Source organism: Streptosporangium sp. NPDC004379 (assembly GCF_042873875.1).
GTDB lineage: Bacteria > Actinomycetota > Actinomycetes > Streptosporangiales > Streptosporangiaceae > Streptosporangium.
In genome coordinates this window covers 412734-439611 of sequence record NZ_JBIAMC010000002.1, presented here as the reverse complement: position 1 = coordinate 439611, position 26878 = coordinate 412734, and the positions used below count along the sequence as shown (strand labels likewise).

At 73.4% G+C, this 26878-nt stretch carries 25 protein-coding genes; 12 read left to right on the top strand and 13 right to left on the bottom strand.

Annotation, left to right across the window (positions count from 1 at the left end):
* Window positions 1–81: 81 nt before the first annotated feature.
* Window positions 82–858, bottom strand: coding sequence for a TIGR04282 family arsenosugar biosynthesis glycosyltransferase (locus tag ACFYSC_RS06060; protein WP_389957343.1), 777 nt, complete (start codon window positions 856–858; stop codon window positions 82–84).
* Entirely contained in the window at window positions 855–1628 is a 774-nt protein-coding gene (locus ACFYSC_RS06055) for a glycosyltransferase family 2 protein (protein ID WP_389957340.1), read from the bottom strand. The genes ACFYSC_RS06060 and ACFYSC_RS06055 overlap by 4 nt, the downstream gene beginning before the upstream one ends.
* A gap of 377 nt (window positions 1629–2005) precedes the next feature.
* Here ACFYSC_RS06055 and ACFYSC_RS06050 point away from each other — a divergent pair, with 377 nt between their 5' ends.
* On the top strand, window positions 2006–3493 hold the full coding sequence (locus ACFYSC_RS06050) for a hypothetical protein (protein WP_389957337.1): 1488 nt from the start codon (window positions 2006–2008) through the stop codon (window positions 3491–3493).
* 160 nt (window positions 3494–3653) lie between these two features.
* Here ACFYSC_RS06050 and ACFYSC_RS06045 read toward each other — a convergent pair whose 3' ends face one another.
* Both ACFYSC_RS06045 and ACFYSC_RS06040 read right to left on the bottom strand, forming a co-directional pair.
* Window positions 3654–4688, bottom strand: coding sequence for an NAD-dependent epimerase/dehydratase family protein (locus ACFYSC_RS06045; protein ID WP_389957334.1), 1035 nt, complete (start codon window positions 4686–4688; stop codon window positions 3654–3656).
* Window positions 4689–4866: 178 nt separating this feature from the next.
* Window positions 4867–5466, bottom strand: a complete 600-nt coding sequence (locus tag ACFYSC_RS06040) for a TetR/AcrR family transcriptional regulator (RefSeq protein ID WP_389957331.1) — start codon at window positions 5464–5466, stop codon at window positions 4867–4869.
* A gap of 196 nt (window positions 5467–5662) precedes the next feature.
* Between ACFYSC_RS06040 and ACFYSC_RS06035 the strand changes: the two genes are divergently transcribed.
* Window positions 5663–6622 (top strand): alpha/beta hydrolase family protein, encoded by a 960-nt coding sequence (locus tag ACFYSC_RS06035; RefSeq protein WP_389957328.1) that lies wholly within the window; start codon window positions 5663–5665, stop codon window positions 6620–6622.
* 142 nt (window positions 6623–6764) lie between these two features.
* On the opposite strand, the gene ACFYSC_RS06030 is transcribed toward ACFYSC_RS06035, so the two are convergent.
* A complete protein-coding gene (locus ACFYSC_RS06030; protein ID WP_389957325.1) occupies window positions 6765–7184 on the bottom strand; it encodes a MarR family winged helix-turn-helix transcriptional regulator in 420 nt (139 codons plus the stop codon).
* Between the two features lie 92 nt (window positions 7185–7276).
* On the opposite strand from ACFYSC_RS06030, the gene ACFYSC_RS06025 reads away from it, so the two are divergent.
* Window positions 7277–9049: an MFS transporter gene (locus ACFYSC_RS06025; RefSeq protein WP_389957322.1), complete on the top strand. Its 1773-nt coding sequence runs from the start codon at window positions 7277–7279 to the stop codon at window positions 9047–9049.
* On the opposite strand, the gene ACFYSC_RS06020 is transcribed toward ACFYSC_RS06025, so the two are convergent.
* The gene (locus tag ACFYSC_RS06020) at window positions 9024–9458 is read right to left on the bottom strand and encodes a hypothetical protein (RefSeq protein ID WP_362945718.1); all 435 of its coding nucleotides are present in this window, start codon (window positions 9456–9458) and stop codon (window positions 9024–9026) included. The genes ACFYSC_RS06025 and ACFYSC_RS06020 overlap by 26 nt on opposite strands.
* A gap of 236 nt (window positions 9459–9694) precedes the next feature.
* Here ACFYSC_RS06020 and ACFYSC_RS06015 point away from each other — a divergent pair, with 236 nt between their 5' ends.
* The 3 genes from ACFYSC_RS06015 (at window position 9695) to ACFYSC_RS06005 (ending at window position 12542) form a co-directional block, all read left to right on the top strand.
* Window positions 9695–10660 carry a hypothetical protein gene (locus ACFYSC_RS06015; protein ID WP_389957320.1) on the top strand — a complete coding sequence of 322 codons (966 nt, stop codon included), beginning with the start codon at window positions 9695–9697 and terminating at the stop codon, window positions 10658–10660.
* A gap of 161 nt (window positions 10661–10821) precedes the next feature.
* Complete coding sequence (locus ACFYSC_RS06010; protein ID WP_389957317.1) at window positions 10822–11667, top strand: hypothetical protein; 846 nt, start codon at window positions 10822–10824, stop codon at window positions 11665–11667.
* Window positions 11668–11792: 125 nt separating this feature from the next.
* Window positions 11793–12542: a hypothetical protein gene (locus ACFYSC_RS06005; protein ID WP_389957315.1), complete on the top strand. Its 750-nt coding sequence runs from the start codon at window positions 11793–11795 to the stop codon at window positions 12540–12542.
* Here the strand turns inward: ACFYSC_RS06005 and ACFYSC_RS06000 are convergent.
* The 3 genes from ACFYSC_RS06000 to ACFYSC_RS05990 form a co-directional block, all read right to left on the bottom strand.
* Window positions 12451–13599 carry a LacI family DNA-binding transcriptional regulator gene (locus ACFYSC_RS06000; protein WP_389957312.1) on the bottom strand — a complete coding sequence of 383 codons (1149 nt, stop codon included), beginning with the start codon at window positions 13597–13599 and terminating at the stop codon, window positions 12451–12453. The two genes, ACFYSC_RS06005 and ACFYSC_RS06000, sit on opposite strands and share 92 nt — an antisense overlap.
* Window positions 13600–13683: 84 nt before the next feature.
* Complete coding sequence (locus ACFYSC_RS05995; protein ID WP_389957310.1) at window positions 13684–14559, bottom strand: PfkB family carbohydrate kinase; 876 nt, start codon at window positions 14557–14559, stop codon at window positions 13684–13686.
* Between the two features lie 257 nt (window positions 14560–14816).
* Window positions 14817–15818, bottom strand: coding sequence for an SIS domain-containing protein (locus tag ACFYSC_RS05990; RefSeq protein WP_389957308.1), 1002 nt, complete (start codon window positions 15816–15818; stop codon window positions 14817–14819).
* A 343-nt stretch (window positions 15819–16161) separates the two neighbouring features.
* Here ACFYSC_RS05990 and ACFYSC_RS05985 point away from each other — a divergent pair, with 343 nt between their 5' ends.
* The 4 genes from ACFYSC_RS05985 (at window position 16162) to ACFYSC_RS05970 (ending at window position 20413) form a co-directional block, all read left to right on the top strand.
* A complete protein-coding gene (locus ACFYSC_RS05985) occupies window positions 16162–17487 on the top strand; it encodes an ABC transporter substrate-binding protein (protein ID WP_389957305.1) in 1326 nt (441 codons plus the stop codon).
* A 156-nt stretch (window positions 17488–17643) separates the two neighbouring features.
* The gene (locus tag ACFYSC_RS05980; RefSeq protein ID WP_389957302.1) at window positions 17644–18537 is read left to right on the top strand and encodes a carbohydrate ABC transporter permease; all 894 of its coding nucleotides are present in this window, start codon (window positions 17644–17646) and stop codon (window positions 18535–18537) included.
* Window positions 18531–19367: a carbohydrate ABC transporter permease gene (locus tag ACFYSC_RS05975; RefSeq protein WP_389957300.1), complete on the top strand. Its 837-nt coding sequence runs from the start codon at window positions 18531–18533 to the stop codon at window positions 19365–19367. Before ACFYSC_RS05980 ends, ACFYSC_RS05975 begins: the two co-directional genes overlap by 7 nt.
* Window positions 19368–19552: 185 nt before the next feature.
* The gene (locus ACFYSC_RS05970) at window positions 19553–20413 is read left to right on the top strand and encodes a sugar phosphate isomerase/epimerase family protein (protein ID WP_389957297.1); all 861 of its coding nucleotides are present in this window, start codon (window positions 19553–19555) and stop codon (window positions 20411–20413) included.
* Window positions 20414–20573: 160 nt separating this feature from the next.
* Here the strand turns inward: ACFYSC_RS05970 and ACFYSC_RS05965 are convergent, their stop codons facing one another.
* From ACFYSC_RS05965 to ACFYSC_RS05955, 3 genes are all read right to left on the bottom strand, one after another.
* Window positions 20574–21830 carry a cellulose-binding domain-containing protein gene (locus ACFYSC_RS05965; RefSeq protein ID WP_389957294.1) on the bottom strand — a complete coding sequence of 419 codons (1257 nt, stop codon included), beginning with the start codon at window positions 21828–21830 and terminating at the stop codon, window positions 20574–20576.
* 302 nt (window positions 21831–22132) lie between these two features.
* Window positions 22133–22570 carry an SgcJ/EcaC family oxidoreductase gene (locus ACFYSC_RS05960; RefSeq protein ID WP_389957291.1) on the bottom strand — a complete coding sequence of 146 codons (438 nt, stop codon included), beginning with the start codon at window positions 22568–22570 and terminating at the stop codon, window positions 22133–22135.
* A gap of 238 nt (window positions 22571–22808) precedes the next feature.
* Window positions 22809–23438: an AAA family ATPase gene (locus tag ACFYSC_RS05955; RefSeq protein ID WP_389957288.1), complete on the bottom strand. Its 630-nt coding sequence runs from the start codon at window positions 23436–23438 to the stop codon at window positions 22809–22811.
* Between the two features lie 77 nt (window positions 23439–23515).
* Here ACFYSC_RS05955 and ACFYSC_RS05950 point away from each other — a divergent pair, with 77 nt between their 5' ends.
* Window positions 23516–24022 (top strand): MarR family winged helix-turn-helix transcriptional regulator, encoded by a 507-nt coding sequence (locus ACFYSC_RS05950; RefSeq protein ID WP_389957285.1) that lies wholly within the window; start codon window positions 23516–23518, stop codon window positions 24020–24022.
* 707 nt (window positions 24023–24729) lie between these two features.
* Complete coding sequence (locus ACFYSC_RS05945; protein WP_389957282.1) at window positions 24730–25902, top strand: aromatic acid exporter family protein; 1173 nt, start codon at window positions 24730–24732, stop codon at window positions 25900–25902.
* A gap of 57 nt (window positions 25903–25959) precedes the next feature.
* Here the strand turns inward: ACFYSC_RS05945 and ACFYSC_RS05940 are convergent, their stop codons facing one another.
* Entirely contained in the window at window positions 25960–26838 is an 879-nt protein-coding gene (locus ACFYSC_RS05940) for a MerR family transcriptional regulator (RefSeq protein ID WP_389957280.1), read from the bottom strand.
* Between the last annotated feature and the right edge of the window lie 40 nt (window positions 26839–26878).

Below are 26878 nucleotides of genomic sequence, written 5' to 3'. Positions count from 1 at the left end.
TCAGGTCGTTGCCGTGCGGAACCGGGCCGGGGCCGCGGGTCATCAGGTCGTTGCCGTGCGGAACACGGCCGGGGCGACGGGTCATCGGGTCGCTCCCATACGGATTCCGGCCAAGGCGGCGGCGAAGCGGGACGACGGGGCCTCCGCCGCCACGGCCGCCGCGTCCTCCGCGGTGTCCACGTCCCGCAACGAGGGCAGCAGACCCACCGAAAGCCCCGCCGCCCGCAGCCGCCGCAACTGCTCGGCTCCGGTGACGGGCAGGGACATCGGGACGCCGAGCAGCAACGCGGGGTCGGGCCTGCGCAGGCCGAGCAGCCAGAACCCGCCGTCGGCCGCCGGGCCGAACACCGCGTCACACCTGACCAGCTCGTCCATCGCCGACATCAGGAGCGACGAGGTGACCTGCGGGGTGTCCATGCCGATGAGGACGACGGGCTCCGGGTGAGCGCGGTGGGCGTCGTCGAAGGCGGCCGCCAGCCGTTCGTCCAGCCCGTCGCCCCGCTGCGGCAGCACGGTGAACCCCGGCGGCAGCCACGGCCCGGTACGGCCCCGCAGCGCGAGCACCCGGTGACGCACCGGGACGCGTGCCACCGCGTCCAGAGTGTCCGCGAGGGCGGCGGAGGCCAGGGCGGCGGCCTCCGCCGGGGTGAACGGCGGGGTGAGCCTGGTCTTCACCCGGCCGGGCAGCGGTTCCTTGGCGATGACGACGATCTGACCTCCGCCCCCGCTGGGGATCGCATCGTCCGGCACGCCGTTCCACCGAGGGCTCGCGTCCCGCCGCACGCCGTTCCGCCCGGGGTCCGCCTCCTGCCGCGCGTCGTTCCGCCCGGGGTCCGCGTCGTTCCGCCCGGGGTTCACGCCCCTTCCCCCGCCCCGCTCGCCACCTTCCGCGCGGCCTCCTCCGAAGCCGGGGACGCGCCCTGCTTCCGTACCAGGGCCACGACCCTGACCGGCCCGTCGTCCCGGGCGTCGTGCGCGTCGCCGCGCAGGACCTTCCGCATGTCGGCGACCGCACGCGCCGTACCGCGCACCGTGCCGGTCACCTTGGACCGCCCGGTGCGGGGCAGGTAGTCCACCCCCGTCTCGCTGATCCGCCAGCCCTGGTCCGCCGCCCGCAGGACCATCTCCAGCGGGTAACCGAAACGGCGGTCGGTCAGCCCGAGCCCCAGCAGGTCGGCACGCCGGCAGGCCCGCATCGGGCCGATGTCGCGCAGCCGGACGCCGGTACGGCGTGCCAGCCGCCACCCCAGAAAGGCGTTGCCCAGCCGCGCGTGCAGCGGCCAGGCGGCCCCCGGACCCGGAACCCGCCTGCCGAGCACCAGTTCGGCGTCGCCCGAGACGACGGGCCCGGCCACCCTCGGCAGCTGGCGGGGATCCAGCGAGGCGTCGGCGTCCATGAAGCACACCACCTTGGCCGTGGCGGCCAGCAACCCGGCGTGACACGCCGCCCCGAAACCACGCCGAGGCTCGGTGACCACGAGCGCGCCCAGCTCGGCGGCGACCCGCGCTGACCCGTCGGTGGAGCCGTTGTCCACCACGATCGGGCGGTAGCCGTACGGCATGCGCTCCAGCACCCAGGGCAGGGCCGCCGCCTCGTTCAGGCAGGGGAGCACCACATCGATCTTCATGCCTGCGACGTTAGGTCCGCCGGAGGCCGCCAACTCTTACGGTGTGATGACGTGTCCCGGGCGGAGGACCGGTCCGCGCCTACGCTGAAAAAATGATCATCGACTTTCCGGGGCGACGCGGGAACGCGCGTGGCGAACGCGACCCCTCACGCGCGGGGACCGCCTCGGGACGTGGCCCGTCCCAGCCGGGAACCGCCTCGGGACGTGGTTCGGGAGGCAGCTCGGGATCCGGCCTCGAAGACCGTCCGGGCGGAGGTTCTCCCGGTGCGCCGGTTCCCGATCCGGGCGTCCGTCCGGGGAGCGGCTCGGCGGGCGGGCCGGGCTCGGGTTCCGGTTCCGGTTCCGGTTCCGCCGGTAAGGCTCTCGCCGTATGGGCGGTGCTCATCGTCGCGGCGTTCGCGGCGGGGGCCGTGCTGCACGCCGCCGGAGTGCTGCGCATCGACCACCTGCCGCCGCTGCACGGGCACTTCCGCGTACCGTCTGCCGCGCTGCTGCCGCCGCTGGCCTTCGCCGTCCTCGCGGTCGCCGTGCTCCCGGTCCTCGTCACGCGGCTGCGTTTCGGCGCGGCCCTCCTCGTCGCGTACGGCGCGGCCCTCGCCTGGGCGGTGCTGCTGGCGTCCTCCGGGGAGGGGATCGCCTGGCCGTTCACCCACCGGCAGGAGTATCTCGCCGTGCTGCCCGTCGTGGGCGACGACCCGCTCGGCTGGCTGGCGTCCTTCACCGAGCGGCTGCCCGCCTATCCCACCCATGTACGGGGGCACCCGCCGCTGCCCGTGCTGGTGCTGTGGGCGCTGGCCCGGGCAGGACTGCCGGGCCCGCTCCCGGCGGCGCTGCTGGCCGTCGCGACCGGCTGTTCGGCGACCGTGGCCGTCGCGCTGGCCGTCCGGCGGCTCGCCGGGGAGGAGACGGCCCGCCGTGCCCTGCCGTACCTCGCGCTGACCCCGGGCGCCGTCTGGATCGCCACGACCATGGACGCCTTCTTCGCCGGGGTGGGCGCCTGGGGCGTGGCGCTGCTGGTGTACGGCGGGGCCCGGGGAACCGCGGGGACGCGGCGCGGCGAGACCGTGACCGCGGGGACCGAGGCCGCGGGGACGCGGCGCGACGGGAACCGGGAGACCGCGGGGACGTCCCCCGATGAGGTCCGGAGGGCGTCGGGGGCGGCGGGGGCGTCGCGCGGCGGGACGCGGGCCGTCACCGGAGCGTTGTGCGGCGGGGCGGCGGGCGTGCTGCTCGGGGCCCTGCCGTACCTCAGTTACGGGCTCGTGCCGTACCTGCTGGTCCCGGTGGCCGCCGCCGTCGCCGTACGGATCACCCGCGGGGTCGCGGTCGCCTGCCTGGCGGGAGCGGCGGCGGTGACGGCCGCCTTCGCCGCCGGGGGTTTCCTGTGGCCCGCCGGTGTGGCGGCCACCCACGCGGAGTGGGCCGCCGATCCCGGGGCCGCCCGCCCCTACCTGTACTTCCTCGTCGCGAACCTCGCGGTGCTCGCCCTGCTGACCGGACCTGCGACCGCCGCCGGGCTGGCCGTCCTGGCGGGCCGGGCGGCCACCGGGCCGGCCACCGTCACGACTCCGGTGGCCGGCGCGACTCCGGTGACCGGCGAGGGGCGGTTCCCGCGCGGTCTCATCTCCATGACGGGTCCCGCACGGCGGTCGCGTGACCGGATCGGCGTGCCGGTCGCGGCGGCGGCGGTGGCCGTGCTCGCCCTCGACGTCAGCGGGGTGACCAGGGGAGAGGTCGAGCGCATCTGGGTCCCCTACGCGATCTGGATCTCCCTGGCCGCCGCCGTCGTCCCCGGACGCCGTTGGCTCGCCGCCCAGGCCGCCGCCGGGCTCCTGCTGCAGGGACTCGTCCTGTCACCGTGGTGAGAGCGGCGAGTCCGGGGCGCCCTTCGCCTGCGGAGAGCGGTGGCCGCCGGGTCACCCTTCATCGCGCGGGGGCGGATACCGCCGAGGCGCCTCACTCCGCGGGGAGAGGCGACGCCGGGTCACCCGTCATCGTGCGGAGAGCGGTGGCGGCCGGGGCCCCTCACCGTGCGGAGATGAGCGACGCCGGGTCGCCCAGTGGGGCGGTGCGGAACTCGCGCATGCCGTCCGCGAACCGGATCGAGGCGCGGAAGCCCAGCTCCGCCTCGGCCCGCAGCGGACTGGCGACGATGTGCCGCACGTCGCCCAGGCGGTACTCACCGGTGACCACGGGCGCGGGCCCGTCCCCCTCCCCGGCGAGGGCCAGGGCCATCTCGCCCACCGTGTGCGGCTCCCCGCTGGCGATGTTGTAGGCGGCCGGCGTGCCCGGGACGCCCCCGCCGAGCGCCGCGAGCGCTGCGAGCGCTGCGAGGTTGGCCGCGGCCACGTCCCGCACGTGGACGAAGTCCCGGCGCTGACCGCCGTCCTCGAACACGCGCGGAGCACGGCCCGCCTCCAGCGCCGAACGGAAGATCGCCGCGACCCCGGAGTAGGGGGTGTCCTTCGGCATCCCGGGGCCGTAGACGTTGTGGTAGCGCAGCGCGACGGCGGTGCCGCCCGTCTCGCGGGCCCAGTTCGCGGCCAGGTGCTCCTGGGCGAGCTTGGTGGTGGCGTAGGCGTTGCGCGGGTCCACCGGGCCGTCCTCCCCGATCTCGGCCGGGTCCAGCGGCAGGTCGCAGCGCGGGCACCGCGGTTCGAAGCGTCCTTGGGCGAGGTCCTCCTCCCTGCGGGGGCCGGGCCGTACCCGCCCGTGTGACGCGCAGTCGTAGGCGCCCTCGCCGTACACCACCATCGACGAGGCGAGCACCAGCCGCCGCACGCCGTGCCGCGCCATGGCGGCCAGCAGTACGGCGGTGCCGAGGGCGTTGACCGAGGTGTAGTCCGGGAGGTCGGACACGTCCACGCCGAGGCCCACCTTCGCGGCCTGGTGCACCACGGCGTCGATCCCGTCCAGCGCCTCCCCGACCGCGTCGGCGTCCCTGACGTCGCGCCCGCCGTCCCGCAGGTCGAAGCCCCGGACCTCGTGCCCGGCCGCCCGCAGCGCCTCGACGACGTGGCTTCCGATGAACCCGGCGGAGCCGGTGACCAGTGTTCTCATGCGGGGACGGTAACCGCGTCACGGCGGGTCGGAGGAGGGGCTCCGCGATGACGTTCGCACCTCGTAAGGAAACGGCCCGGCGGAGGACACGGGCCGCTCTCCGCACACGGGCCGCTCTCCGCACACGGGCCGGTCTCCGCACACGGGCCGGTCACCGTACGGGGGCCGGTCGCCGGTGTCAGGACGGCCCCGGCTCCCGCAGTCCCCGCAGGAGCGGTTCGACCAGCCGGCGGGGGTCGTAGCGCGGGTCGCCGTCGTGTCCGGCGCAGAGGTTGCCGATGCCGCGCATCAGCTCGTAGGCCCGGGTGCCGGGGCCGATCTCGCCGGCGTCGGCCGCGGCGTCGAGCAGCTGCGCGCAGACGGGCACCAGGCGGTCCAGGAAGTACGCGTGCAGCGCCTCGAAGCCGCCGCTGTCCGACCGCATCGCGTTGGCCAGCCCGTGTTTCGTGACCAGGAAGTCGACGAAGAGGTCCACCCACCGGCGGAGCGCCTCGAAGGGAGAGCCGGTGCCGGCCAGCAGGGCCGGACCGGCCTCGGCGCACGCCTCGACCTGGTGGCGGTAGACGGCGACGACGAGGTCCGCCCGCGTCGGGAAGTGGCGGTAGATCGTCCCGATCCCGACCCCGGCCCTGGCCGCGATCTCACGTATCGGCGCGTCGACGCCGGAGGTGACGAACACCTCGGCGGCGGCGGCGAGCAGCGCCCGCTGGTTGCGCAGCGCGTCGGACCGCTTGCTCCGGGCCGGCGCCCGGTCTGGCGCCTGACCTCCATCGGACACCGGGTTCTCCTTCCGGTCATGAGTTGACTAAACGGAACCGTGTTCCGTATCGTTCTGGAACGACGTTCCGCTTCGGGTTCGAGCGTAGCCGAAGCGCGGCGTCGTCCGTCCGGCTCATCCGCCGCCGGCCGTACGGCCCCGGCGGCGAAGCCGCTGAGACTCCGAAAACCGAAATCCCGGAAAGGGAGACCACCCCATGAACGAATCGACCCGCGCGGCCACCGCCACCGGCGCGCCCACCCCTGTCCTCTCGGTCGGCCCGGTGACGCTGCCGGCTCCGGACCGCGCCGTGGACCTGCGGCTGCGCGTCTCCGCGCCCCTGACCGGAGACGAGCTGCCGATCATCCTCCTCTCGCACGGCCAGGGCCCCTCGAACAACCTCTCCTCGCTGAACGGCTACGCCCCCCTCGTCGATCACTGGGCGGCGAACGGCTTCGTGGTGATCCAGCCCACCCACCTGAGTTCCAGGACGCTGAGCCTGGATCCCGGCCACCCCGAGGCGCCGCTGTACTGGCGGTCGCGGGCCGAGGACATGAAGCGGATCCTCGACCGGCTCGACGAGATCGAGGCGGCCGTCCCGCACCTCTCCGGGCGCCTGGACCGCGGCAGGGTCGCCGTGGCCGGGCACTCGATGGGCGCGCACACCGCGAGCCTGCTGCTGGGCATGCGGCTCACCGACCCGCTGGACGGGACGGAGGCGGACCTCGCCGAGCCCAGGATCGGAGCGGGTGTGCTGCTCGCCGGGCCCGGCAGGGGCGGCGACGCCCTCAGCGACGTCGCGGCCGCGAACTACCCGGTCTTCCTGAACCCGGACTTCTCCACGATGACGACGCCCACGCTCGTCGTGGCCGGCGACAGGGACGCCTCCCCCCACCTGACGGTCCTGGGCCCGGAATGGCACACCGATCCCTACCACCTGTCCCCGGGCCCGAAGTCGCTGCTCACCGTGTTCGGCGCGGAGCACGGGCTCGGCGGGATCTCCGGATACGACGTCGCCGAGACCACGGACGAGAATCCCGGGCGGGTGGCGGCGGTCGCCGGGCTCACCGCGGCCTACCTCCGCAGCCGGCTCCACCCCGGGGACCCCGCCTGGCAGGCGGCGTGCGACGCGCTGGCGGCCGGGCCCGAGCCGGTCGGGCGCGTCGAGTCCAAATGAGCCGGGGGAGAGGGCCGGACAGGTGAGCCGGGGGAAGCGGGCCGAGCGGGTGAGCCGGGAGAGGGGGCCGGACAGGTGGGCCGGGGGAAGCGGGCCGGGCGGGTGAGCCGGGGAGGCGCCGTCTCCGTGACGGCCCGGCGGGTCATCCGCCGCGGATGCCGGTGATGATCCGGATCAGCTCGGCCCGCAGGGCCTCGGGGTCCTCCACCCGGTCGGTGATGATCCGCTCGGCCAGGTCCCCCGTCACGACCGCCGCGTGGGCCCGCCCTCCCCGCTCGGTACGGGACACCATCACGCGGCGGCGGTCGGCCGGGTCGCGCCTCCGGGTGACGTGCCCGTCGCGTTCGAGCCGGTCGAGCACCGGCCGGATCGTCTGCTCCTCGACGTAGGTGCCGGCGGCCAGCTCCCGCTGGGTACGGGGACCGTCGTCGAGGACGTGCAGGACGAGGAAGCCCGCGTGGGTCAGGCCGCGCTCGGCGAGCAGGGCGTTCCACTCGCGCTCCACCAGGCGCGCGGCGACCAGGAGCAGGCGGCCGAGCGCCCAGGACTCGTGGCCGTCCACCGCATCTTCCCCCTCGACCTGGAATCCGGAGCCCGGAGCCACGTTATCCGATCGACACCGGGGGCACCTGTCGTGAAAACTAAGGGTGCTTAGTGATTCGACCGGAAGGGGTGACCCGGGTGGACGCGTCGGCGGCGCCGGAGACCGAGGGCGGAAGAAGAGGCGCCACGGAACGGGGACGATGGGCGGGCCTCTCGTTCATCGCCCTGGCCGTGGCGATGATCATTTCCAGTGCGACGATCACGAACGTGGCCGTCCCGCAGATCATCGGCGATCTCGGGCTCAGCTCGACGGGGGCGCAGTGGGTCCAGGAGTCCTACGCGCTGGTGTTCGCCGCGCTCCTGCTCACCTTCGGCCGCCTGGCCGACCGGCTGGGGCGGCGACGCCTGCTCCTGATCGGCGCCGTCCTGTTCGGCGCGACGTCACTGCTGGCCTCGGCGGCCACCAGCGGGCCGATGCTCGTCGGGGCCCGGATCATCCAGGGCGTCGGCGGCGCGATGATCTTCCCCACGACCCTGTCGCTGCTGAACGCGGGCTTCCGGGGCAAGGACCGCGCCACCGCGTTCGCCGTCTGGGGCGCCACGATCGGCGGGATGGCCGCGGTGGGCCCGCTGGTCGGCGGCTGGCTCACCACCGACCTGTCCTGGCGCTGGGCGTTCGGCATCAACATCCCCATCGCCGCCGCCGTGGTGGCCGGCGTGCTGGCGTTCGTCCCGGAGTCGCGCGAGCCGGCCGACCGGCGCGGAGCCGACGTGACCGGAGCCGTGCTCTCCGCGCTGGGCTTCGGGCTGCTGGTGTTCGGGCTGGTCGAGGGCAGGGTCTACGGCTGGTGGCGGTCCACCGAGCCCTTCGTCGCCGGGAGCTGGACCTGGCCGTTCCCGATCTCACCGGTGCCGGTCGCCTTCGCCGCCTCCGCCCTCGCCCTGACCGTCTTCGTGCTGGTGGAGCGGGCCCGCAACCGGCGCGGCCGGGTGGCGCTGCTGGACCTGTCGCTGTTCGCCATCCCCTCCTTCCGCAACGGCAACGTCGCCGCCCTGATCGTCAGCCTCGGCGAGTTCGGCGTGCTGTTCGCGCTCCCGCTGTGGATGCAGTTCGTCCTCGGCTACTCCCCGCTGCAGACCGGCTTCGCCCTGCTCCCGCTCGCCGCCGGCTCCTTCGCGGCCAGCGCCTTCGCCTCCCGCCTGGCTTCATCGCGCGGCCCGGCGTTCGTCGTGCGGACCGGCCTCGCCCTGGAGATCGCCGGCATCGCCGGGCTCGGCCTCGTGGTGTCCGCAGCCACCCCGTGGGCGCTGCCGGTGCCGTTCCTGTTCTGCTACGGCATGGGCATCGGCCTGGCCACCGCCCAGCTCACCGGCGTGATCCTCGCCGAGGTGCCGGTCGGGCGCAGCGGCCAGGGCTCCGGCACCCAGAGCACGGTCCGTCAGATCGGCTCCGCCCTCGGCATCGCCGTACTCGGCACGCTGCTGTTCGCCGGGCTCGGCGCGGACCTCGCCGGGCGGCTCGACCGGATGGGCGGCGTCGCGCCGGCCCAGCGCGACGGGATCGTCTCGGCGGTGCAGCGCAGCGCCGGAGGGGCCATCGCCGGCCTGTCCCGGACCCCCGGGATCGCCGCCGCCGCGCGGGAGTCCTTCGCGGCAGGAACCCGCTACGCGGCGTTCGGCGCGGCGGGGTTCCTCGCCCTCGGCCTGCTGGCCAGCGCCTCGCTGGGCGCCCGGCACATCAGGGAGCAGTGGTCCGGAGAGGAGCCCGGCGGGGAGGCGGAGCGGGCCGTACCGGCCGGCCCCGGAGACCCGGGAAGCCCGGGGGACGGTCCCGGAGGCGCCGGGACCGGTCCGGAGGTCACCGGGAACGGCCGCGGTCGCTGATCCACGTGTCGGTCCGCCGGCCCGTTCCCGGATCGGCGGCCGGCAACGGCGCCACCCTGATCTCGGTCGCGGTGAACCCGTCCACCGTGTACCGCTCGTGCAGCAGGAAGCCGAGGACGCTCGCGACCGCCTGGACGCTGTCGCGGGCGGAGGTGCGGCCGGTCAGCAGGTAGACCAGCGGAGTGGACGGCTGGTCGATGGAGAACTGGCGGCCGTGGTGGTGGACGTCCTGCAGCGTTCTGATGGGCAGGGGCTGCTCGGTGGTGAACCAGGCCACGACCTCCCACACCGGCGGTCCGGCGCCGGGGGTCGCCGACTCCGCGTAGCAGGCCGCGCAGCCCTGGCGCGCGTCCTGCCCGTGGGGGCACGACCAGGAGGCGAAGTCGTGCGGCATGCTGTGTTCGGCCATGTTCCGACCGTACCCGTCCGCACGTCCGCCCGTCCTCGACCGGCGCCCCGCGGCGGCCACGGCGAGGCGGCCGGCTCGCCGCCGATCCCCGCCGATAACCGCCGATCACCGGACCGCCGTGCCCCGGTCCCGGTCCCGGTCCGCGCCGGCACGCCGTGATCGCCGCACGTTCGGAGACGACAGGGAAGCCTGAGGCCCGTGACCATGAAGGTGCTCCCGACACCCGAGGATCCGCCATGACGCTCACCGGCCCCGCCGAAGGCCGCCGCCGGGTCACCGGCCAGGTCCCCACTCCCGACCCCGCCGCCCCCGCACCGCGTCGCCGGGCGCGGCTGGTCCTGCTCAGCGTGCTGGCCGGGGCGGTGATCGCCTCCCTGTGGTCCTTCCACTTCGTGGACAGCGTGATCGGCGACAACGTCGCCAACACGCTGCTCGGCCACGACGCCAAGGGCACCGCGATCACCGGCGCCGCGGCCGGGGCGGTCTTCGCGTTCGTGTCCGGGCTGGCCGGCACGTTCACCGCCTGCAACGTGGCCGCGTTCGGCGCGGTCGTCCCCCTCGTCCGGCAGGGCGACTCCTGGCGCGTCAGGCTCCGGGAGACGCTGCGCCCGCTCGGCCGGCTCGCCATCGGCATGATCACGGTCAGCGGCGTGTACGGAGCGGTCGGCGCCCTGCTCGGCGACCGGCTGCCCCAGCTCTCGACCGCGACCGTGGGCGACGGGATGCCCGTGCGGCTGCTCCAGGCGTCGGTGGTGTTCGGGATCATCGGGGTGGCGTTCATCTGGCTCGGCCTGGCCGCCCTGCGTCTCGTGCCCGACCCGCTGGCGCGCCTGGAGCGCCGCTTCCCGAACGTCCGTCTCGTCGTCCTGGGCGCGTTCGTCGGCGGCTTCCTCATCGGCCGGCCGTTCCCGCTCTTCCACAAGCTGTTCACCTACGCCGCCCAGACCCGCAACCCCCTGTACGGCGCCGCCGTGTTCATCCTGCAGTCGGTGGGCAACATCGCGGTGATGGCGGTGCTGTTCGCCGTGCTCATGCTCGCGGCCCGGGGCCGGTTCGCGCGGTGGCTGGCGGCGAGGCCGGCCCGCCTGGTGACCGTGACCGCCGTCGCGTTCCTCGTCGCGGGCTCGTTCACGCTGCTGTACTGGGACCTGCGGCTGCCGTCGATGTTCGGCTACGGCTGGTACCCGGTCGTCCCCTGGTAGCGGCCGGCCCGGCGGAGCGCCGATCCTCCGGACGTCACCGGGCGGCGGTTCCGGACAGGGCCGGACCTCGTGCGGAGCCACCGTCCGCAACCGTCATCGTCACCGATCAGGGCATCAGACCTGTTCCCGTCCGGCGACGGCGGTGCTGCCAGGATGTGCCGGTGACACTGCTGATGCTCAAGCTCGTCCTCGCTCCGGCACTGGTCGTCGGATCCTCCCTGGCAGGGCGTCGCTGGGGGCCGCGGGTGACGGGCACACTGGTGACGTTCCCCATCGTGGCCGGGCCGATCCTGCTCATCACCCACCTTGAGCACGGAGCGCGGTTTCTGACCGCCGCCGCGTCGGCGTCCCTGCTCGGGCTGGTCTCGCTCGCGCTGTTCGCCGCCGTCTTCGCGGTGCTGTCGCGTACCCGCTCCTGGCCGGTCGCGCTGCTGGTCGGCTGGTCGGCGTGCCTGGCGGCCGACCTGCCTCTGTCCGCGTTCACCCTCCACCCCGCCGCCGGACTGTGTCTGGCGCTGGCGGCCATCGGCGTCACCGTCGCGACGCTGCCCAGGGCGGAGGGCCCGGCCGGCGGCGTCACGGAAGTGTCCCCGCCATGGTGGGACCTGCCCGCCCGTGCCGTGGCGACCGCCGTGCTCGTGCTCATCCTCACCTCTGCCGCCGCGCGGCTCGGCCCCGGTCTCACCGGCGTCCTGGCGCCGTTTCCCATCGCCACCAGCGTGGTGGCCGCGTTCGCGCTGGCCCAGGGCGGCCCGGCGGCGACGATCGCGACCGTGCGGGGCGTGCTCCACGGGCTGGTGGGGTTCGCCGTGTTCTGCTTCCTGGTCGCGGTGACGGCCGAGCAGCTGGGCGGCATCGCGTTCGCCATCGCCACAGCCGGGGCTCTGGGGGCGCAACTCGTCGTCGAGCGGGTGCGTGCCGTCCGCCGCGGGCGTGTTCCGGGCGGCGGCACCCCGCACGGCGCCGTGTCCTCCGTCATGCGCCGGGAAGCAGGAAACGATCATTGAGTAAGCCGTGCGCGCCGGGAGCCGGTGGTATGCGCCGTCGTCGTCATGATGTCCGGGAGGCGCCCCGTCCCGCGCCTCGGAGATCCCATCACACGGCTCGCGCCATCGATCGTACGGAGGTCGGAGTGGCCGGAGGAAACGCTGTTTCCCGCGCCCGCGCGGTACTCGCCGGCGCCGGGATGACCGCCGGGCTGGTGGTCGCCGGACCATCGGCCGGGGGACCCGCCGTGGCCGCCGCCGCGGACCGCCCGGTGGCGGTGACCGCGGACGACACGGCGACGCTCACCACGGATCGCCGGGTGGCGGCGCCGGCACCGGGACGCCCCCGGGTGGCGGCGCCGGCACCCGGGCGTCAGCCCTACCCGCCCAGCCCGGCGCCCGTCGAGCGGGTCTTCGGCGACATCGTCCAGGTCGGACGCGACACGATCAAGCTTCTCGACGACGCGGGCAGGCTGGCGCGGGACGCCCGCGACCTCCTGAGGCTCATCTTCGGCAGGGGCGCCCGGTCCGGTTCCGCCGCCGACCGGATCTCCTCCGACGCGGAGAGGCTTGAGTCGCAGGCCACCGAGCTCAGCCGCATGCCGCTGCAGAACGGCCGCGACGCCGAGAGGGTCGCCGCCGAGGCCAGACGGATCGCCGTCCGGGCCGACCGGGCCGCCTCCTTCGCGGCGCGGTTCGGTCCCGTGGCCGACTCCGTGGTCACCGACGCGAGGAACGTCGCCGCGCGGGCCCGGCGGATCATCGCCGGTGCGGACCGGATCGCCGCGGCGCGGCCCCGCCCCGTCACGCGCCCGGGGACAGGGGCGCGCCCGGGGGCGGGGACGGGGCAGGGGACCGGGACGGAGACGGCGGCGGGGCGACCGAGGAGCGGGTGACGAGGCGCGAGCGGAGGGTGTGCATCTCGCGCCGGGGCTCGGCCCCCTCGACGATGTCGAGCAGCGTCCGGGCGGCCATCGCGCCGAGCTCGTGCACCGGCTGCTCGATCATCGTCAGGGGCGGCTCCATGACCGCCGCCCAGGCGCTGTCGTCGAAGCCGATCAGCGACACGTCGCGCGGGCAGGACAGCCCCGACGTCCGCAGGGCGCGCAGCGCCCCCGTCACCGCCTCGGTCTCGGTGCAGAACAGCGCGGTGACGCGGTCGGGGAGGGAGAGCATGCGGGCGACCTCCCGGGTCACCCGCTCCTCGGTCTTGCGTCCCACCATCACCAGCTCGGGATCGAAGGGGATGCGCGCGTCGTCGAGCGCGTCGAGGTAGCCGCGCAGCCGTTCCCCGTCGGTCCACAGGTTGCGGGACGCCGCCGCCAGCAGCGCCCGCCGGGTCGCGGGCGGCTCCGCCACCGGCGGGCCCCACACGAACCCGATGCGGCGGTGCCCGGCCGTGACGAGCGTCTCGACCGCCTGGCGCGCCGCGTCCCGGTTGTCGATGACGACCGCGTCGAGGTCGACCGACGCCACCGCCCGGTCGACGAGCACGACGGGGATGCCCCGGTCCAGCGCGGCCCTGATGTGCGCCACGTCGCCTCGGCCGACCGCGGCCGAGGCGAGGATGACGCCGTCGACGCGCTTGTCGATGAGCACGTTCGCCGCCGCGACCTCCGCCTCCAGGTTCTCGTACGTGCTCAGCACGAGCGTGTCGAAGCCGCGGGCGCGGGAGGCGTCGGAGACGCCGCGCATCACCCCCGCGAAGAAGGGGTTGCCGATGTCGGCGACGATCACGCCCAGCGTGTGGCTCACGCCCGTCGACATGCTGCGCGCCAGCGCGTTCGTGCGGTAGCCGAGCTTCTCGGCCGCCGCGAGCACCCGCTCGCGCAGCTCGGGGCTGACGTATCCGTACCCGCCGAGCGTGCGGGCGGCGGTCGCCCGGCCGACACCGGCCTCGGCGGCCACCTCGGAGATCGTCGGCCGCCCCGCCTGGCTCCGCTCACCTGGCATGGATCGCGTCCCTCGTTTCTCGCGTTCGGATCTCGCGTTCGGAGGCTCGCCACATGCTAGATCCTGTTCCGCCGCCCGTCCCGCTCAGCGCGGCGACGCGGCGGGACGGCCGCGGCCGAACGCGCCCTCGACGAGGCACTGCTCGCAGGCCGCCTCCGCGCCGTCGCGCAGCGCCCGCTCGATCATGTCATGCCGCGGCCGGACCCCGGCCGACCAGCCGCCGCGCAGCAGCGAGACGGCGAACCCGGCGAGGAAGGCGTCGCCGCAGCCCATCGTGTCGACGATCCGCCCGGGGTCGGTCACCGGGTGCGCCGGGGCGGCGACGGTGACGTCGCCGTCGCAGGCGATCGCCCCGTCCACGCCGCGGGTGCCGAGCGCCAGCCGCGCGCCCCGCCGTACGGCGTCGGCGAGGAGGTCGCGCGTGGCGGCCTCGTCCAGGTGCGAGCACGACAGCAGGACGAGGTCGGCGTGCGGGCAGACGCGGTCGAGGTAGGCGGGGGAGCGGAACTCCTCCTCGCTGGACAGGTCGAAGCTCACCAGCGGGCCGAGCCCGGCGAGCTTCGGCAGCTCGTCCTCGCTGCCGGAGTAGACGCTGGAGTGCACCAGGCCGAAGCCCGACACGTAGCCGAGCAGCTCCTCGTCGAGCACGAGCGGCTCCCGCACCGTCACCCCGCCGCCGTTCCAGCCGAGGAAGACGCGGTCGCCGTCGTCGACGCGCAGGGTGGAGACGCCGCTCTCACCGGCCCGCACCACGCACCGGTCGACGGCGATCCCCTGGGCGGCGATCGCCTCCCGCAGGAACAGGCCGAGGTCGTCGTCGCCGAAGACCCCCAGGTAGGCGGCGTCGAGGCCGAGCCGGCGGGCGTAGACGGCGACGTTCACGCTGTTGCCGCCCGGATAGTCGACGCCGCGGTCGACGAACCGGTCGACGATGTTGTCGCCGAAACCGAGGACTCTCATGGGTTCTCCTGTGCGCGGGTTCCGCGCCCCGCGGCGCGGGACCCGGGGAGGGCATGCGTACGGCGGGCACGGCGCCGGCCCGCGCGTGCGGTCGGGGAGCGGTCATCCGGGGGTCGCCCCGGAAGGGAGCGTCCGGGAAGGTCACCCCTGGAAGGGGGACGGTCGCCCCGGGAGGGGGCGGGGAGGAGGCGGTCACCGGTGGGGCCGCGCCCGGGCGGCCGCGCGCCCGGGCGGCCACCGGTGCGGCGGCGGAGGGCTCAGTAGTCCATGACGCGGTAGTAGCGGCGCAGGTCGAGCGAGTGGTCGCGGACCCGCTCCAGGTGCTTGCTGACCCGGCTCAGCACGGTGTCGAGCACGAGCGGCGCGAGCAGGCCGCGGAACTCCGGGCTGATCCCGTCGAGGGGGTAGTCGCGCGTGTCGAAGACGGTGACGTCCTTGGAGACGCGCTTGGCGAACGCCTCGGCCCGGTCGGTGAGGGCGCGGGTCTCGTCCTCACCCTGGAAGATGACGACGCTCGTGTCCTCCTCCAGCAGTTCGAGCGAGCCGTGGAAGAACTCGGCGCTGTGCACCCTGGTGGTGCGCAGCCACTGCATCTCCTCCAGGATGCACATGGAGTACAGGTAGGTGAAGCCCCACAGGTTCCCGCCGCCGATGAGGAAGTGGTAGTCGGTGTCCTTGTGAGCCTCGGCGAAGGCGGCGGCGACCGGCTCGGCCTGCCTGGCCACGTCCACGAGGATCCGCGGGATGCCGGCCAGCTCGCCGGCGAGCCGGTCGTAGCCGTCGAACTCGCCGCGGCGGGAGAGCAGCCGGCCCATGAAGAACAGCATCTGGACGTCGAAGGGCCAGGTCTTCGGCTCCGAGAGGAGGGCGGCGTCCACCAGCTCGGCGATGGGCGAGTCGGGGTGGCCGGTGAAGCCGATCGTGTAGGCGCCCCTGGCCTTGCAGTACTCGATGGCGCGGACGCTGTCCTCGGTGGTGCCCGAGACCGAGGTGAAGATCACGACCGAGCGCTCGCCGAGCCGCGCGTCACCCGAGACGACCAGCTCGGCCGCGATCGCGGCGCGCACGTCGAGGGTGGAGGAGCGCCGGGCCAGGTGCTCGTACGGCCACATCTGGGCGTACGTGCCTCCGGCGCCGACGAGGAGGAGGTTGTCGAACCCCTCGTCCACCAGACGGTCGACGAGCTCCTCGATCTGCGGGCGGAGCGCCACCGCGCTCGCCGTCTGGGAGAGGAACTCGGGCTCGTTGAAGCGGAGCATCTACGCGTCCTTTCGGGAATGCCACGACCGGCGTCGCCCTGCGACCTGATACCGGTATCACGCAGGGGTCACGCTGGCACAGTGAAGTGTGAGCCGTCAACACCATGCCTTTGATCGGTTGATTTACCTGGTCAGATCGCGCAAATGTCACGGCTATGTCTCGTCGGGCACTCTCGAAAAATAAGATCTTGGTTTAGGTCTGGTACCGGTATCAGAATATCTGTACAGTCAGCCGACAACCGGGCGGGCCAGGTCGCACCACACCCCCACGGCGCGGACCCGAGGTGCCACGGCACCGGCGGTCCCTCTCCTCTCACGGGATCTCACGAGAGAAAGGAAGCCCATGCGCTCTCGCGTACTGACGACGTTCGCGGCTATCGCCGGGACCTCGGTGCTCACGCTCACCGGCTGCACCGGCGGCGGCACCCCGGCCAAGGCCCCCGCGGCCGACGCCGCCGCGAAGCCGGACTACTCCGGCACGCTGAGCGTCCTCACCAAGTTCGCCGGCGAGCCGCTGGAGCCGTACTTCGAGAAGGTCGCCGCCGACTACGAGAAGGCGCACCCCGGGGTGAAGGTCGAGCTCATCCAGGAGACCGACCAGAGCGTCAAGGACAAGACCAAGACCCTGACGGCCTCCAACGCCCTGCCGGACATCTACTTCACCTGGACCGGCAACTGGGCGGAGAACTTCATCCGCGGCGGGCGCGCCGCCGACCTCACCGACGTGATCGGCCCCGGAACCCCCTGGGGCAAGACCTTCGGCGAGGGGTCGCTGTCGGCCTTCGCCTACGACGGCAAGTACTACGGCATCCCGCTCTACAACAACGGCAAGTTCATGGGGTACAACAAGGCCGCCTTCGACAAGGCCGGCGTCAAGGTGCCCACCACCTTCGACGAGCTGCTGAAGAGCTGCGGCCCGCTGCGCGAGGCCGGCTACGAGCCCATCGCCTTCGGCAACAAGGACGGCTGGCCCGCCCTGCACTACCTGCAGCAGCTCTTCGCCTACAACGTGCCGCCCGCCGCCCTCCAGGCCGACCTCAAGCCCGAGACGGCCAAGCTCGACGACCCCGGCTACGTCACCGCGCTCAAGCAGTTCAAGTCGCTCGTCACCCAGTGCACCGACACCGGGACCGGCACCAACGGCGTCCTCTACACCTCCGCGCAGGAGGCGTTCGCCGACACCAAGGCCGCGATGTACTACCAGGAGATCCTGGAGTTCAACAACGCCACCGCCGACCACAAGCTCGACCCCGCCGACTTCGGCATCTTCCCGCTGCCCGTCCCCCAGGGCGCCGCGGGCGACCCGGCGACGCTGGAGGGCGCGCCCGAGGGATACCTCATCAACGCCGCCTCACCGCGCGTGCCGCTCGCCGTCGACTTCATGAAGTTCGCCACGAGCCAGGAGAACGCCAAAACGCTCTCCGCCCCGCCCTACGGCCAGCCCAGCACGGTCATCGGCGCCGTCACCACCGACACCTCCAGCAAGGCCGTGTACGAGGGCATCGAGGCGGTCAACAAGGCCCCGAGGCTCGCCGCCTGGCTCGACACCGTGACCGTGCCCGACGTCGCCGACGCGTGGCTGGCCGGCGGCGAGGCGCTCATCACCGGCGGCAAGACCCCCGAGCAGGTGCTCGAAAGCGTGCGCAAGGCATCGGCGTCGGCCAAGTGACCCGCCCGTCCACGACGCGCCCGCGACGGCTCCGGTCGCGGGCGGCCCGCCCGTCCGCGGCCCACTCGGAACCGGCCCGCCCGTCCGAGCCCCGCCTGTCCGAGGCCCGCCCTTCCGCGGTCCGCTCGCACACGACCCGCTCGGCGTAAGGAGAGCATGCCGGTGCCCACCATCGTCAAACGAGCGCTCGGGCTCGCGTGGGTCCTCCCCGCGCTCGCGCTGGTCGGGGTGTTCGTCTACTTCCCGCTGGCGGAGAACCTCGGGTTCAGCACCCTCGAATGGGACATCTACAGCGGAAGCCAGGAGTTCGTCGGCCTGGAGAACTACCGCAAGCTCGTCGACGACCCGGTCTTCTGGAGGTCGCTCGGCAACAACGTGATGTACGCGGTGGTCTCGATCGCCTTCCAGGTGTGCGGCGCGCTCGTGCTCGCCGCGCTCATCGAGGGCGTCCGCAGCCAGAGGTGGCAGCGGATCCTGCGGTCGATCTACTTCATCCCCTGCGCCATCTCGCTGACCGTGGCGGGCCTGCTGTTCTACTTCATCTACGAGCCCAACCTCGGCCCGCTCAACCACCTGCTGGAGGCGGTGGGACTCGGCGACCTCACCCGCTCCTGGCTCGGCCAGGAGAGCACCGCGATGCCCGCGATCATCGCGATGAGCCAGTGGCAGGGCTTCGGATACTCCACCCTGCTGTTCGCCGTCGCCATCCAGCGCATCCCCTCGGAGATCTACCACGCCGCCGCCCTCGACGGCACCGGTCCCCTCCGCCGCTTCTTCCACGTGACGGTCCCCCTGGTGCGCGAGATGACCGGCCTGATGATGATGGTCACCATCTCCGGCGCGTTCCAGGTGTTCAACGAGGTCATGGTGATGACCGGCGGCGGCCCCGACAACTCCAGCCAGGTGCTCGGGACCTGGCTCTACCGGAGCGGCTTCGTCCGCAACGACTTCGGCTACGCCGCCGCCATCGCGACGGTGATCTTCGTGATCACGCTCGCCATCGCCGTGGCGCAGCTGTGGGTCGCCAACCGGAGAAGGGTGGAATGGTGAGCCGCACCGGCTTCCTCAGCGTGATCGCACGCGTCTTCCTGTGGGTGTTCCTGCTCGGCCTCGCCGTGGTCGTGGTCTACCCGCTGCTGTGGATGCTGCTCAACGGGTTCAAGACCAACGCCCAGCTCTTCGGGAACCCCTTCGCCCTCCCCGTCGACTGGAGCTTCGAGAACTACCGCAAGGCGTGGAACCGGGGGGTGAGCGACTACCTCACCACCAGCGTGCTCGTCACGGTGACCTCGACGATCGCCACCGTGTTCGTCAGCGCCTGGGCCGCCTACGGCCTCACCCGGGTGAAGCTCCCGTTCAACGGGTTCGTCACCGGGACGATCCTCGGCGGCCTCATGCTCTCCCCCAGCGTGGCGCTCGTCCCGCTGGTGAAGATGTTCCAGTCGATGGGCCTGTACAACAGCTTCTGGGCGCTGCTCATCCTCTACACCGCCTTTCGGGTGCCCTTCACCACCTTCCTCATCCGCGCCTACATGCTCGACCTCCCCCGCGAGGTCGACGAGGCGGCCGAGATGGACGGCTGCGGCCGGTGGAAGGCGTTCTGGCACGTCATCCTGCCGATGTGCAAGCCGATCATCACCTCGACGGTCCTGCTACACATCCTCTTCGCCTGGAACGAGTACCTCTTCGCGATGATCTTCACCAGCGGCAGCGGCGTGCAGACCCTCCCGGTCGGGCTGATGAGCCTGATGAGCAAGCACGGCACCGAGTTCCCCGTCGTCTTCGCCGCCATGACCATCGCGGCGGTCCCGGTCATGCTGCTGTTCTTCTTCGGCCAGCGTTACATCGTCAAGGGCATGGCCGACGGCATCGGCAAGTGAACGGCCCCGCCGTACCCCGCACCCGGAGGTACGGCGTCCGCACCGCCGGACCCCGTGCCGCGGTCCCGGGACCTCGGACCCAGGACGGCGGACCCAGGACGGCGGACCCAGGACGGCGACGCGCGACCAGAGGACGATGGCGAACGCACCCGGTCCGCGTCGCGCCCCACACGACAGGAGCCCCGATGACCCTCTCCCTCGACCAGATCACCGCCGCCAACTTCGCCTACCAGCACCAGCCGTTCGAGCGGTTCCTCGACGACGCGGCGGCCCTCGGCCGGGAACACGTCGAACTGTGGGGCATCGCGCCGCAGTTCCACGTGCCGCAGGTGAGCGACGCCGAGGCTCGCGCCGTACGCCGCCGCCTGGAGTCGCGCGGTCTCACGGTCCGCTGCCTGACCCCCGAGCAGGTGATGTACCCGGTCAACGTGGCCTCGCCCGTCACCTGGCTGCGCGCCGCGAGCATCGGCGTGTTCCGCCGCGCGGCCGAGCTGTGCGCCGAGCTCGGAGCCGAGCTGCTCCTGCTGACCCCGGGCCGCGGCTTCGAGAACGAGCCGGTGGAGGCGGCCTGGCGCCGTTCGGCGGACGCGATCGGCGAGATCGCCGCCTACGCCGCCGCCCTCGGCGTGACCTGCGTGCTCGAACCGCTGCAGCGTGTGGAGTCGAACCTCCTCAACGACTCCCGGGCGCTCGCCAGGATGATCGGCGAGGTGGACGCGGCGAACCTCGGCGCGGTGCTCGACACGGTGGGCATGGCCGTCGCGGGCGAGACCGTGGACGACTACTTCGACGTGCTCGGCGACCGCGTCCGCCACGTCCACCTGATCGACGGCCGGCCCGCGGGGCACCTGGCGTGGGGCGACGGCGAACTGCCGCTGGCCGAGTACCTCGCCGCCCTGGACCGCCGGGGGTACCGGGGCGCCATGACCTTCGAGCTCTTCGGCGACGGCGCCTACGCGTTCGACCCGCGCCCGGTGGTGGAGCGCTGCCTGGAGGCCGTGCGCGCCGCCCTCCCCGCCTCGGGCACCGCCTCCGCCCGCCCCTGAGCCGGGCCCGTCTCCCAGACGGGGGAGCGACCTGGGAGGGCGGCGGTCCGGCGGACGAGGCGGCTCAGCGATTCGGCGATTCGGTGGTCCGGCGGGAGGGCGGTCCGGCGGGCGAGCCGGCCCCGCGGCTGCGCGAGGCCCGGGGGGAGCGCGAGGCCGTTCAGCAGGAGAGCGGGGAGGAGCTCAGGGCCACGTCGTCGTACCAGATCGTGTCCTGGTCGCCGCTGTAGCTCTCCCAGCCCAGCCGCAGCGTGGTCGGACGCGGCGCGGTCGTACGGCGAAGCCACTGGGAGTCGACGTCCTGCGTGGGAACCCCGTCCACGCGCAGCCCGGCGACCTCCCGGTCGTCCAGCAGGGTGCGGATCGACTGCCGGGTGGTGTCGATCTCGTACCGCAGGCAGACCCAGCGGCCGACCGGCAGCGGGGTGCTGAGCGAGACCCCCGTGGGGCTCTGCTCGGGAAGCGTGGCGTCGTCGGACTCGCGGTTCCACTGCAGCGCGCCGTTCTGGCCGCCGACGCGCAGGTCCCGGCCGCCGTCCCGGGAGTCCGCCATGGTGATCATGCTGATGTGGCCGGTGGGCAGGGCCGTCGTGTGCCGGACCCACATCCGCCCGTAGACCACGGGGCCGACGGCGGAGACGTCCCGGGTCGTCCCGGCGAAGACGTGGTTGCAGTACCCGCCGCCGCCGTTGATCCGCAGCGACCTGCTTCCGCTGTGCGCGACCGAGGTGTCGACCACCGCGGTGCCGGAGCCCGAGCAGTTGGGCGTCACGACCTGCCAGTCACCGGCGGGGACACCCGTCTGGTCCTCGAACCCCGAACAGACCGCCGCCCCCGCGCACCCCGGCTCGCCGGTCGGCGTCACCGTGGGCGTCGCGGTGGGTGTCACAGTCGGGGTCACGGTGGGTGTCGCGGTGGGGGTGGCCGTGGGTGTGACGGTCGGTGTCGCGGTGGGGGTGGCCGTCGGGGTGACGCTCGGACTCGGGGAACCGGCGCCGTTGCAGGCCACGTCGTTGAGGGTGAAGTCGGCGGGCACCGGGTCGGCCGCCGTCCAGGTGCCCTGCAGGCCGAAGTCGGCGGTCCCGCCGGTGGGCAGGGAGGCGTTCCACGAGACGTTCGTCGCGGTCACCGTCGTGCCGCTCTGCCCGACCTGCGCGCTCCAGGCGCTCGTCACCCGCTGGTCGCCGCCGAAGGTCCACCGCAGTCGCCAGCCGTTGACCGCCGGCCCCAGGTTGGTCACCTTCACCTGGGCGGTGAACCCGCCCTGCCACTGGTTCAGGGTGTAGTCCACCCGGCAGCCGGTGTCCGGCAGGGCCGCCGCCGGGACGGCCGCCGTCGCGGCGAGACCTCCCAGCACCAGCGCCGCCGAGACGGCGACGGCCCGGAACCGGGCGGCGAACGAAGCGGGGAGCGCCATGGCATCGCACCTTCGGATTCGGCGAAGCGGGACGACGACGATGTTTCGTACCGCACCGCCCACCCGTCAACGCCCGCCCCCCGGCCCCGCGCCCCGCCGCCTCTCACCCGGTTCGGGGACCAGGGGTTTCTCCCGGCGGGCGAGCCTTCCGGCCCTCCCGCCCGGTGAATCTTTCAGCGGGGCCCGTCACGCGGACCGTACCCGCACCCGCGGCCGGGGCTCCTCGTACCCACAGCCGGCGGGGCGGTTCCGTACCCGCGCCGGTGGCCGGCCGCGGTGGTCCCCGTACCCGTGCCGGAAGGTCAGGCGGGGCAGTTGTGGTAGGCGTCGATGACCCACCCGCCGTCCCGCCGGGAGCACATCCAGGTGGCCATCACCTGGCGTCCGCCGGGCGCCTCGCTCTCCCCGGCCATCAGGACGACGCTCCGGCTGACCACCACGGCCGCGTCCGCGCCGGGGAACCGTACGCTCTGCACCTCGTCGACGACCCGCGACCCCTTGAGCGGGCCGGCGAAGCCCGCCGCCATCCGGGCCCGGATCTCCTCCCTGTCCCGCCGGTACGAACCCGGCAGGATCGAGGTGGCGTCCTCGGCGTACGGCGCGACGAAGGCGTCGGCGTCGTTGTCGGCCCAGGCGGCGTAGACCGCGTGGAGCAGGCCGAGTACGGCCTCGCGGTCCTCCTCCCGGGTGGTCGCGGAGCGGTCCTCGATGATCGTGCCGGAGTGGTTCTCTACGGTCATGTCCGTCCTCGTCATGTCCCGGTCGCGGCCCATCGGCCGTGCCGGCGCCTCGCGAGCTCTTGTGAGCTCACCGGTACATACCGGGGACACCATCCGCACTCATCGGCCTGAGGCGACGAATCGGAGAACAACGGAAAGCCCCGAACCCACGGCGCTCGCGGCGCTCGGAAGCCATGGCGGACGGCTCGGCGTCCCGGCCGGGACGAGCCGCCGGACCGCTGTGGCGCCTGACGCCGTCTCAGCCCCGCCGCAGACGTTCGATGACGAACCGGACGCGCTCCTCGACCGGCGCGAGAGGGAGCGGCACCGGCTCGTAGCCGTACTCGGTGTAGGTCGCGACCATGGACTCGTAGGTCAGTTCGGCCTCCTCGTAGGACTGCCTGCGCTCGGCGTCCCGGCGGTAGATCTCCGGCCAGGGAGGCGCGACGAACACGATCCGGTGGTAGCGGAACCTGAGCGCCGCCGCGTGGACGTGCTCGGGGACGGGCAGCCCCTCCAGGCGCAGGTAGCCGACGATGTCGGGGATCCCGCGATCGAAGAAGACCGGCGTCGCCACCGGCGTGCGCGTCGCCCCCTCCTCGTTCACCGCGTCCGCCGTCCCCTCCGCGCTCGCCGCAGGCGGCGCCGCCGGGGCCGTCCGGTAGGAGCGCAGCTCCCAGCCGAGCATCAGCTCGGCGAACAGCTCCCGGTCGGCCCAGGGCAGCGCGCGCCCGCCGATCGCCATCTGGTCCCGGATGACGCCGCGCCCCGCCTCGTGCGACCGCGCGAACCCGGCTTCCTGCAACCGGTCGATCAACGTGCTCTTCCCGGCCCCGGGACCCCCGGTCACCACGACCCGGGGCGCGGCCCCGGTATGGCTCCTGCCCATGTGCGCTCCTTCCGTCTTCTGAGTTCGACGCGTTCGTCAACGGAAATACGTTTCGAATTCAAAGTAAGGTCGGTTGTGTGAGTGACCCGGCACCCGGCCTGAACATCGAGCAACTCGGCGCGTACTTCGCCCTGATGGAGGTCAGCAGCCTTCTTCAGCACGCCGTCGACGAGCATCTGCGCGCCGACGGCGACCTGAGCTACGTGCAGTTCCAGATCCTCGCCCGCCTGACCGACGCGCCGGAGAGCAGGCTCCGGATGACCGATCTGGCCGACGGCGTCGTCTACAGCCGCAGCGGACTCACCTACCAGGCCGGTCTGCTCGACAAGCGCGGCCTCATCACCCGCTCGCCGTGTCCCGACGACGAGCGCAGCGTCATCGTGACCGTCACCGACGCCGGGCGCGACCTGGTCGCCCAGGTGCTGCCCGGCCACGTGGACAGCGTCCGGCGTCTGCTGTTCGACCCGATGACCGACGGCGACCTCGCCCGGCTCGGCGACATCCTCGGCCGCGTCCGCGACCACATGCGCGCCATCCCGCCACGATCGGCCAGACCCCGCGCCGGCCGCAACCGGGCCGGCTGACCCACCGGTACCGGCCGCGCCGCGCGTTCACCGGTGACGCCGCGTCGTGAGCGGGCGCCTGCCGGGCGATGACGCTTGCCGGGGTGAGGCCCTGCCGGGCGGCGACGCCGTCGCCCGCGCGTGACCGAGGGTGGGATCACCGATCCCTGTTCACGGGGCCCGGCTGCCGCAGGATGGCGGCATGGAGACACCGCTTCTCATCGGCTCCGCCATGCTCCGGGTGAACGGGGACGCGCGGCGCCGGTGGGTTCATGATGTCGCCGGAATGCCGTCCGGTGTCGCGACGGTGCACGCCTGCGGCGCCCGCGCCTCCGTAGTGTCGATGTACGCCCGGTGTGGAAACCGTGTGGCGTGGGCACGGAGACGAGCGGGGCCGGAGGCGATCGCCTGCCGCCTTCGAAGGACGCGCTCGCCGTGCTCGACCGGTCGTACACGGGGGGCTCAGCGGGTTCGACCGCTACCTGGTCCACCGCTGGTTCACCGACCCGGCGGCCCGTGACCTGTACCCCGTTGAGGATCACCCGGAGTGCGGGCGGGTCTTCACCGCGGAGATCCGGGCGGCGTACACGGCGGAGGCAGGGGCGGGAGCCGGCTCGCCGAGATGACCGGCCTGATCGGACCGGCCGGTCCCCCGTCGAATCACCCGTACTAAGGGAACCTGGGGCAAATGTGACCCCAGTGTCATAAAGATCGGCCATGGTGGAAGGGTGTGGACGTGGCTCGGTGATCAAGTCAGGAAGCGGCTGAGCACGTTCGGCCCGATCATGCCCTCCATCGCGCAGTGCGCCGTGGGCTCCGCGCTGGCCTGGATCGTCGCCGTCCACCTGCTCGGCCATCCCCGGCCCCTCTTCGCGCCCATCTCCGTGATGATCTGCGTGGGCGTGGGACACGGGCGGAGGCTGCGCCGGCTGGTCGAGCTGGTGGTCGGCGTCAGCCTGGGTGTGGGGATCGGCGACCTGCTGGGGTCCTGGATCGGCTCGGGGCCCTGGCAGATGGCGCTCGTGATCGCGCTGTCCATGACCGTCGCGGGGCTGGTGAGCAGCGGTGAGCTGTTCGTGTCGCAGGTCGGCTCGTCCGCGGTGCTGGTCGCCATGCTGGTGCCGGGCGAGGACGTCGGCGGGCTGGACCGGATGGCCGACGCGCTCACCGGCGGCGTCGTCGGCATCGTCGCGGTCGCGTTGCTGCCCGCCAGCCCGCTCGCCATCGCGGGCCGGCACCTGTCCGGCGTGCTCGACGCCCTCTCCACCGTGCTGGAGCAGTCCGCGGAGGCGATCGAGAAGAAGGACATGGACCTGGCCGCCGAGGCCCTGGAGTGCGGGCGCAGGACCCAGGACGTGGTCGAGGAGTTCGAGGCGGCGCTGGAGAACAGCAAGGAGATCATCATGATCTCGCCGCTGCGCCGGCACCACCGGGCCCAGCTGACCCGGTACGAGACCGCCGCCATGCCGGTGGACCTCGCGCTGCGCAACGCCCGCGTGCTGGCCCGCCGTACACTCGCGGCGCTGGGGGAGGCCGGTCCGCCGCCGGTCGTGCTGGCCGACTCGCTGCGCGAGGTCTCGGAGGCGGCGCTGCTGCTCCAGCTCGAACTGGGGGCCGGACGCGAGCCGATGCTGGCCCGGCAGGCGCTGATCGCCGTCGCCGAGCGGGAACGACCCACGAACCTGGGCTTCTCGGCGAACGTCACCCTCGCACAGCTGCGTTCCATCGCCGTCGATCTGCTGGAGGCGACCGGGATGGACCACGACGAGGCGTCGGCCATGCTCCGCCCGCTGAACGCGCCGGACGACGAGGGCGACGAGGGCGCCGACGGGCCGGACGAGCCGGACGGTGGGAGCTCCGGCGGGCCGAACGCGCCGGGTGAGCCGAGAGCCGGGCGGTGAGAGCGCCGGCGGACGGCGCCCCCGGGTTCCGTTCCGTCATCGGATGGCAGGCCGGGCTCACCCGGGATCCTCCAGCTTGATCATCAGGTGTGTCACCAGCCGGTCCGGTGACGTGGTCCTGGGGTCGGAGACGTACACCTCGCGCAGCGGGCCGTCGGGCGTGTGGCCGCGCTCGCCCAGCCAGGCGAGCAGCGCGTGCGTGGTGAGGGAGATCTGGTCGTACGGCCCGACATGGGTGGCCGAGGCGTACAGGCCGCCCGGCAGGACGTCCGGGGACGTCCCCGGGACGTCCGCGGACGTCTCCACCGCGATGGTCACGGCGAGCTCCCCGGTGAGGTCGAGCGGGAACAATCCGATCGGCGACCCCGTCGGCCCGCCCGCGCCGCTCACCGGCCCACCCGTGTCACCCGCGGTTCCCTCCGGCCCGCCGGCGACGCCCGCGGAGGCCACGGCGCCCGCGGTTCTCAGGGCGTCCACGGCGTTCACGGCCGTCATCAGCCGGGCCACGCCCGCCGACGTGACGGCGCCGATCCGCTCCAGCGTCGCGGTGTCCCGTACGGTGGCCACCCGCCGGGCGGGTTCGCGCACGACGGTCACCTCCGCGTGGGGCAGGCCGCTGGAGAGGATGCGTTCCAGCGCGGCGAAGTTGCGCTCGCGGCGCGCCAGGTCGGCCTCCATGCGGTCGCGCACGCCGCCGAGCGCGCCCGTCCCGTCGGACAGCACCCGCCCGATCGACGGCAGGGGCACGTCGAGGGAGCGCAGCAGACCGATCAGCAGTGCGGCGCGCGCCTGGTCGGGCCGGTAGTAGCGGTAGCCGCTGTCCGGGTCGACGTGGGCGGGGGCCAGCAGCCCCAGTTCGTCGTAGTGGCGCAGTTGCTTGACGCTGAGCCGGCAGAGCCGGGCGAACCGTCCGATCGGCAGATATCCCTCGTTCACGCTCCCAGCATGGACGCTCCGAGGGCGCGGGGGTCCATCC

What these genes read in the sequence shown, in the direction of transcription:
- ACFYSC_RS06055 (WP_389957340.1), bottom strand. Translation starts at nt 1,628, where the DNA reads ATGAAGATCGATGTGGTGCTCCCCTGCCTGAACGAGGCGGCGGCCCTG.
- ACFYSC_RS06045 (WP_389957334.1), bottom strand. Translation starts at nt 4,688, where the DNA reads ATGAGAACACTGGTCACCGGCTCCGCCGGGTTCATCGGAAGCCACGTC.
- ACFYSC_RS06035 (WP_389957328.1), top strand. Translation starts at nt 5,663, where the DNA reads ATGAACGAATCGACCCGCGCGGCCACCGCCACCGGCGCGCCCACCCCT.
- ACFYSC_RS06020 (WP_362945718.1), bottom strand. Translation starts at nt 9,458, where the DNA reads ATGGCCGAACACAGCATGCCGCACGACTTCGCCTCCTGGTCGTGCCCC.
- ACFYSC_RS06015 (WP_389957320.1), top strand. Translation starts at nt 9,695, where the DNA reads ATGACGCTCACCGGCCCCGCCGAAGGCCGCCGCCGGGTCACCGGCCAG.
- ACFYSC_RS06000 (WP_389957312.1), bottom strand. Translation starts at nt 13,599, where the DNA reads ATGCCAGGTGAGCGGAGCCAGGCGGGGCGGCCGACGATCTCCGAGGTG.
- ACFYSC_RS05995 (WP_389957310.1), bottom strand. Translation starts at nt 14,559, where the DNA reads ATGAGAGTCCTCGGTTTCGGCGACAACATCGTCGACCGGTTCGTCGAC.
- ACFYSC_RS05990 (WP_389957308.1), bottom strand. Translation starts at nt 15,818, where the DNA reads ATGCTCCGCTTCAACGAGCCCGAGTTCCTCTCCCAGACGGCGAGCGCG.
- ACFYSC_RS05985 (WP_389957305.1), top strand. Translation starts at nt 16,162, where the DNA reads ATGCGCTCTCGCGTACTGACGACGTTCGCGGCTATCGCCGGGACCTCG.
- ACFYSC_RS05980 (WP_389957302.1), top strand. Translation starts at nt 17,644, where the DNA reads ATGCCGGTGCCCACCATCGTCAAACGAGCGCTCGGGCTCGCGTGGGTC.
- ACFYSC_RS05975 (WP_389957300.1), top strand. Translation starts at nt 18,531, where the DNA reads ATGGTGAGCCGCACCGGCTTCCTCAGCGTGATCGCACGCGTCTTCCTG.
- ACFYSC_RS05970 (WP_389957297.1), top strand. Translation starts at nt 19,553, where the DNA reads ATGACCCTCTCCCTCGACCAGATCACCGCCGCCAACTTCGCCTACCAG.
- ACFYSC_RS05965 (WP_389957294.1), bottom strand. Translation starts at nt 21,830, where the DNA reads ATGGCGCTCCCCGCTTCGTTCGCCGCCCGGTTCCGGGCCGTCGCCGTC.
- ACFYSC_RS05960 (WP_389957291.1), bottom strand. Translation starts at nt 22,570, where the DNA reads ATGACCGTAGAGAACCACTCCGGCACGATCATCGAGGACCGCTCCGCG.
- ACFYSC_RS05955 (WP_389957288.1), bottom strand. Translation starts at nt 23,438, where the DNA reads ATGGGCAGGAGCCATACCGGGGCCGCGCCCCGGGTCGTGGTGACCGGG.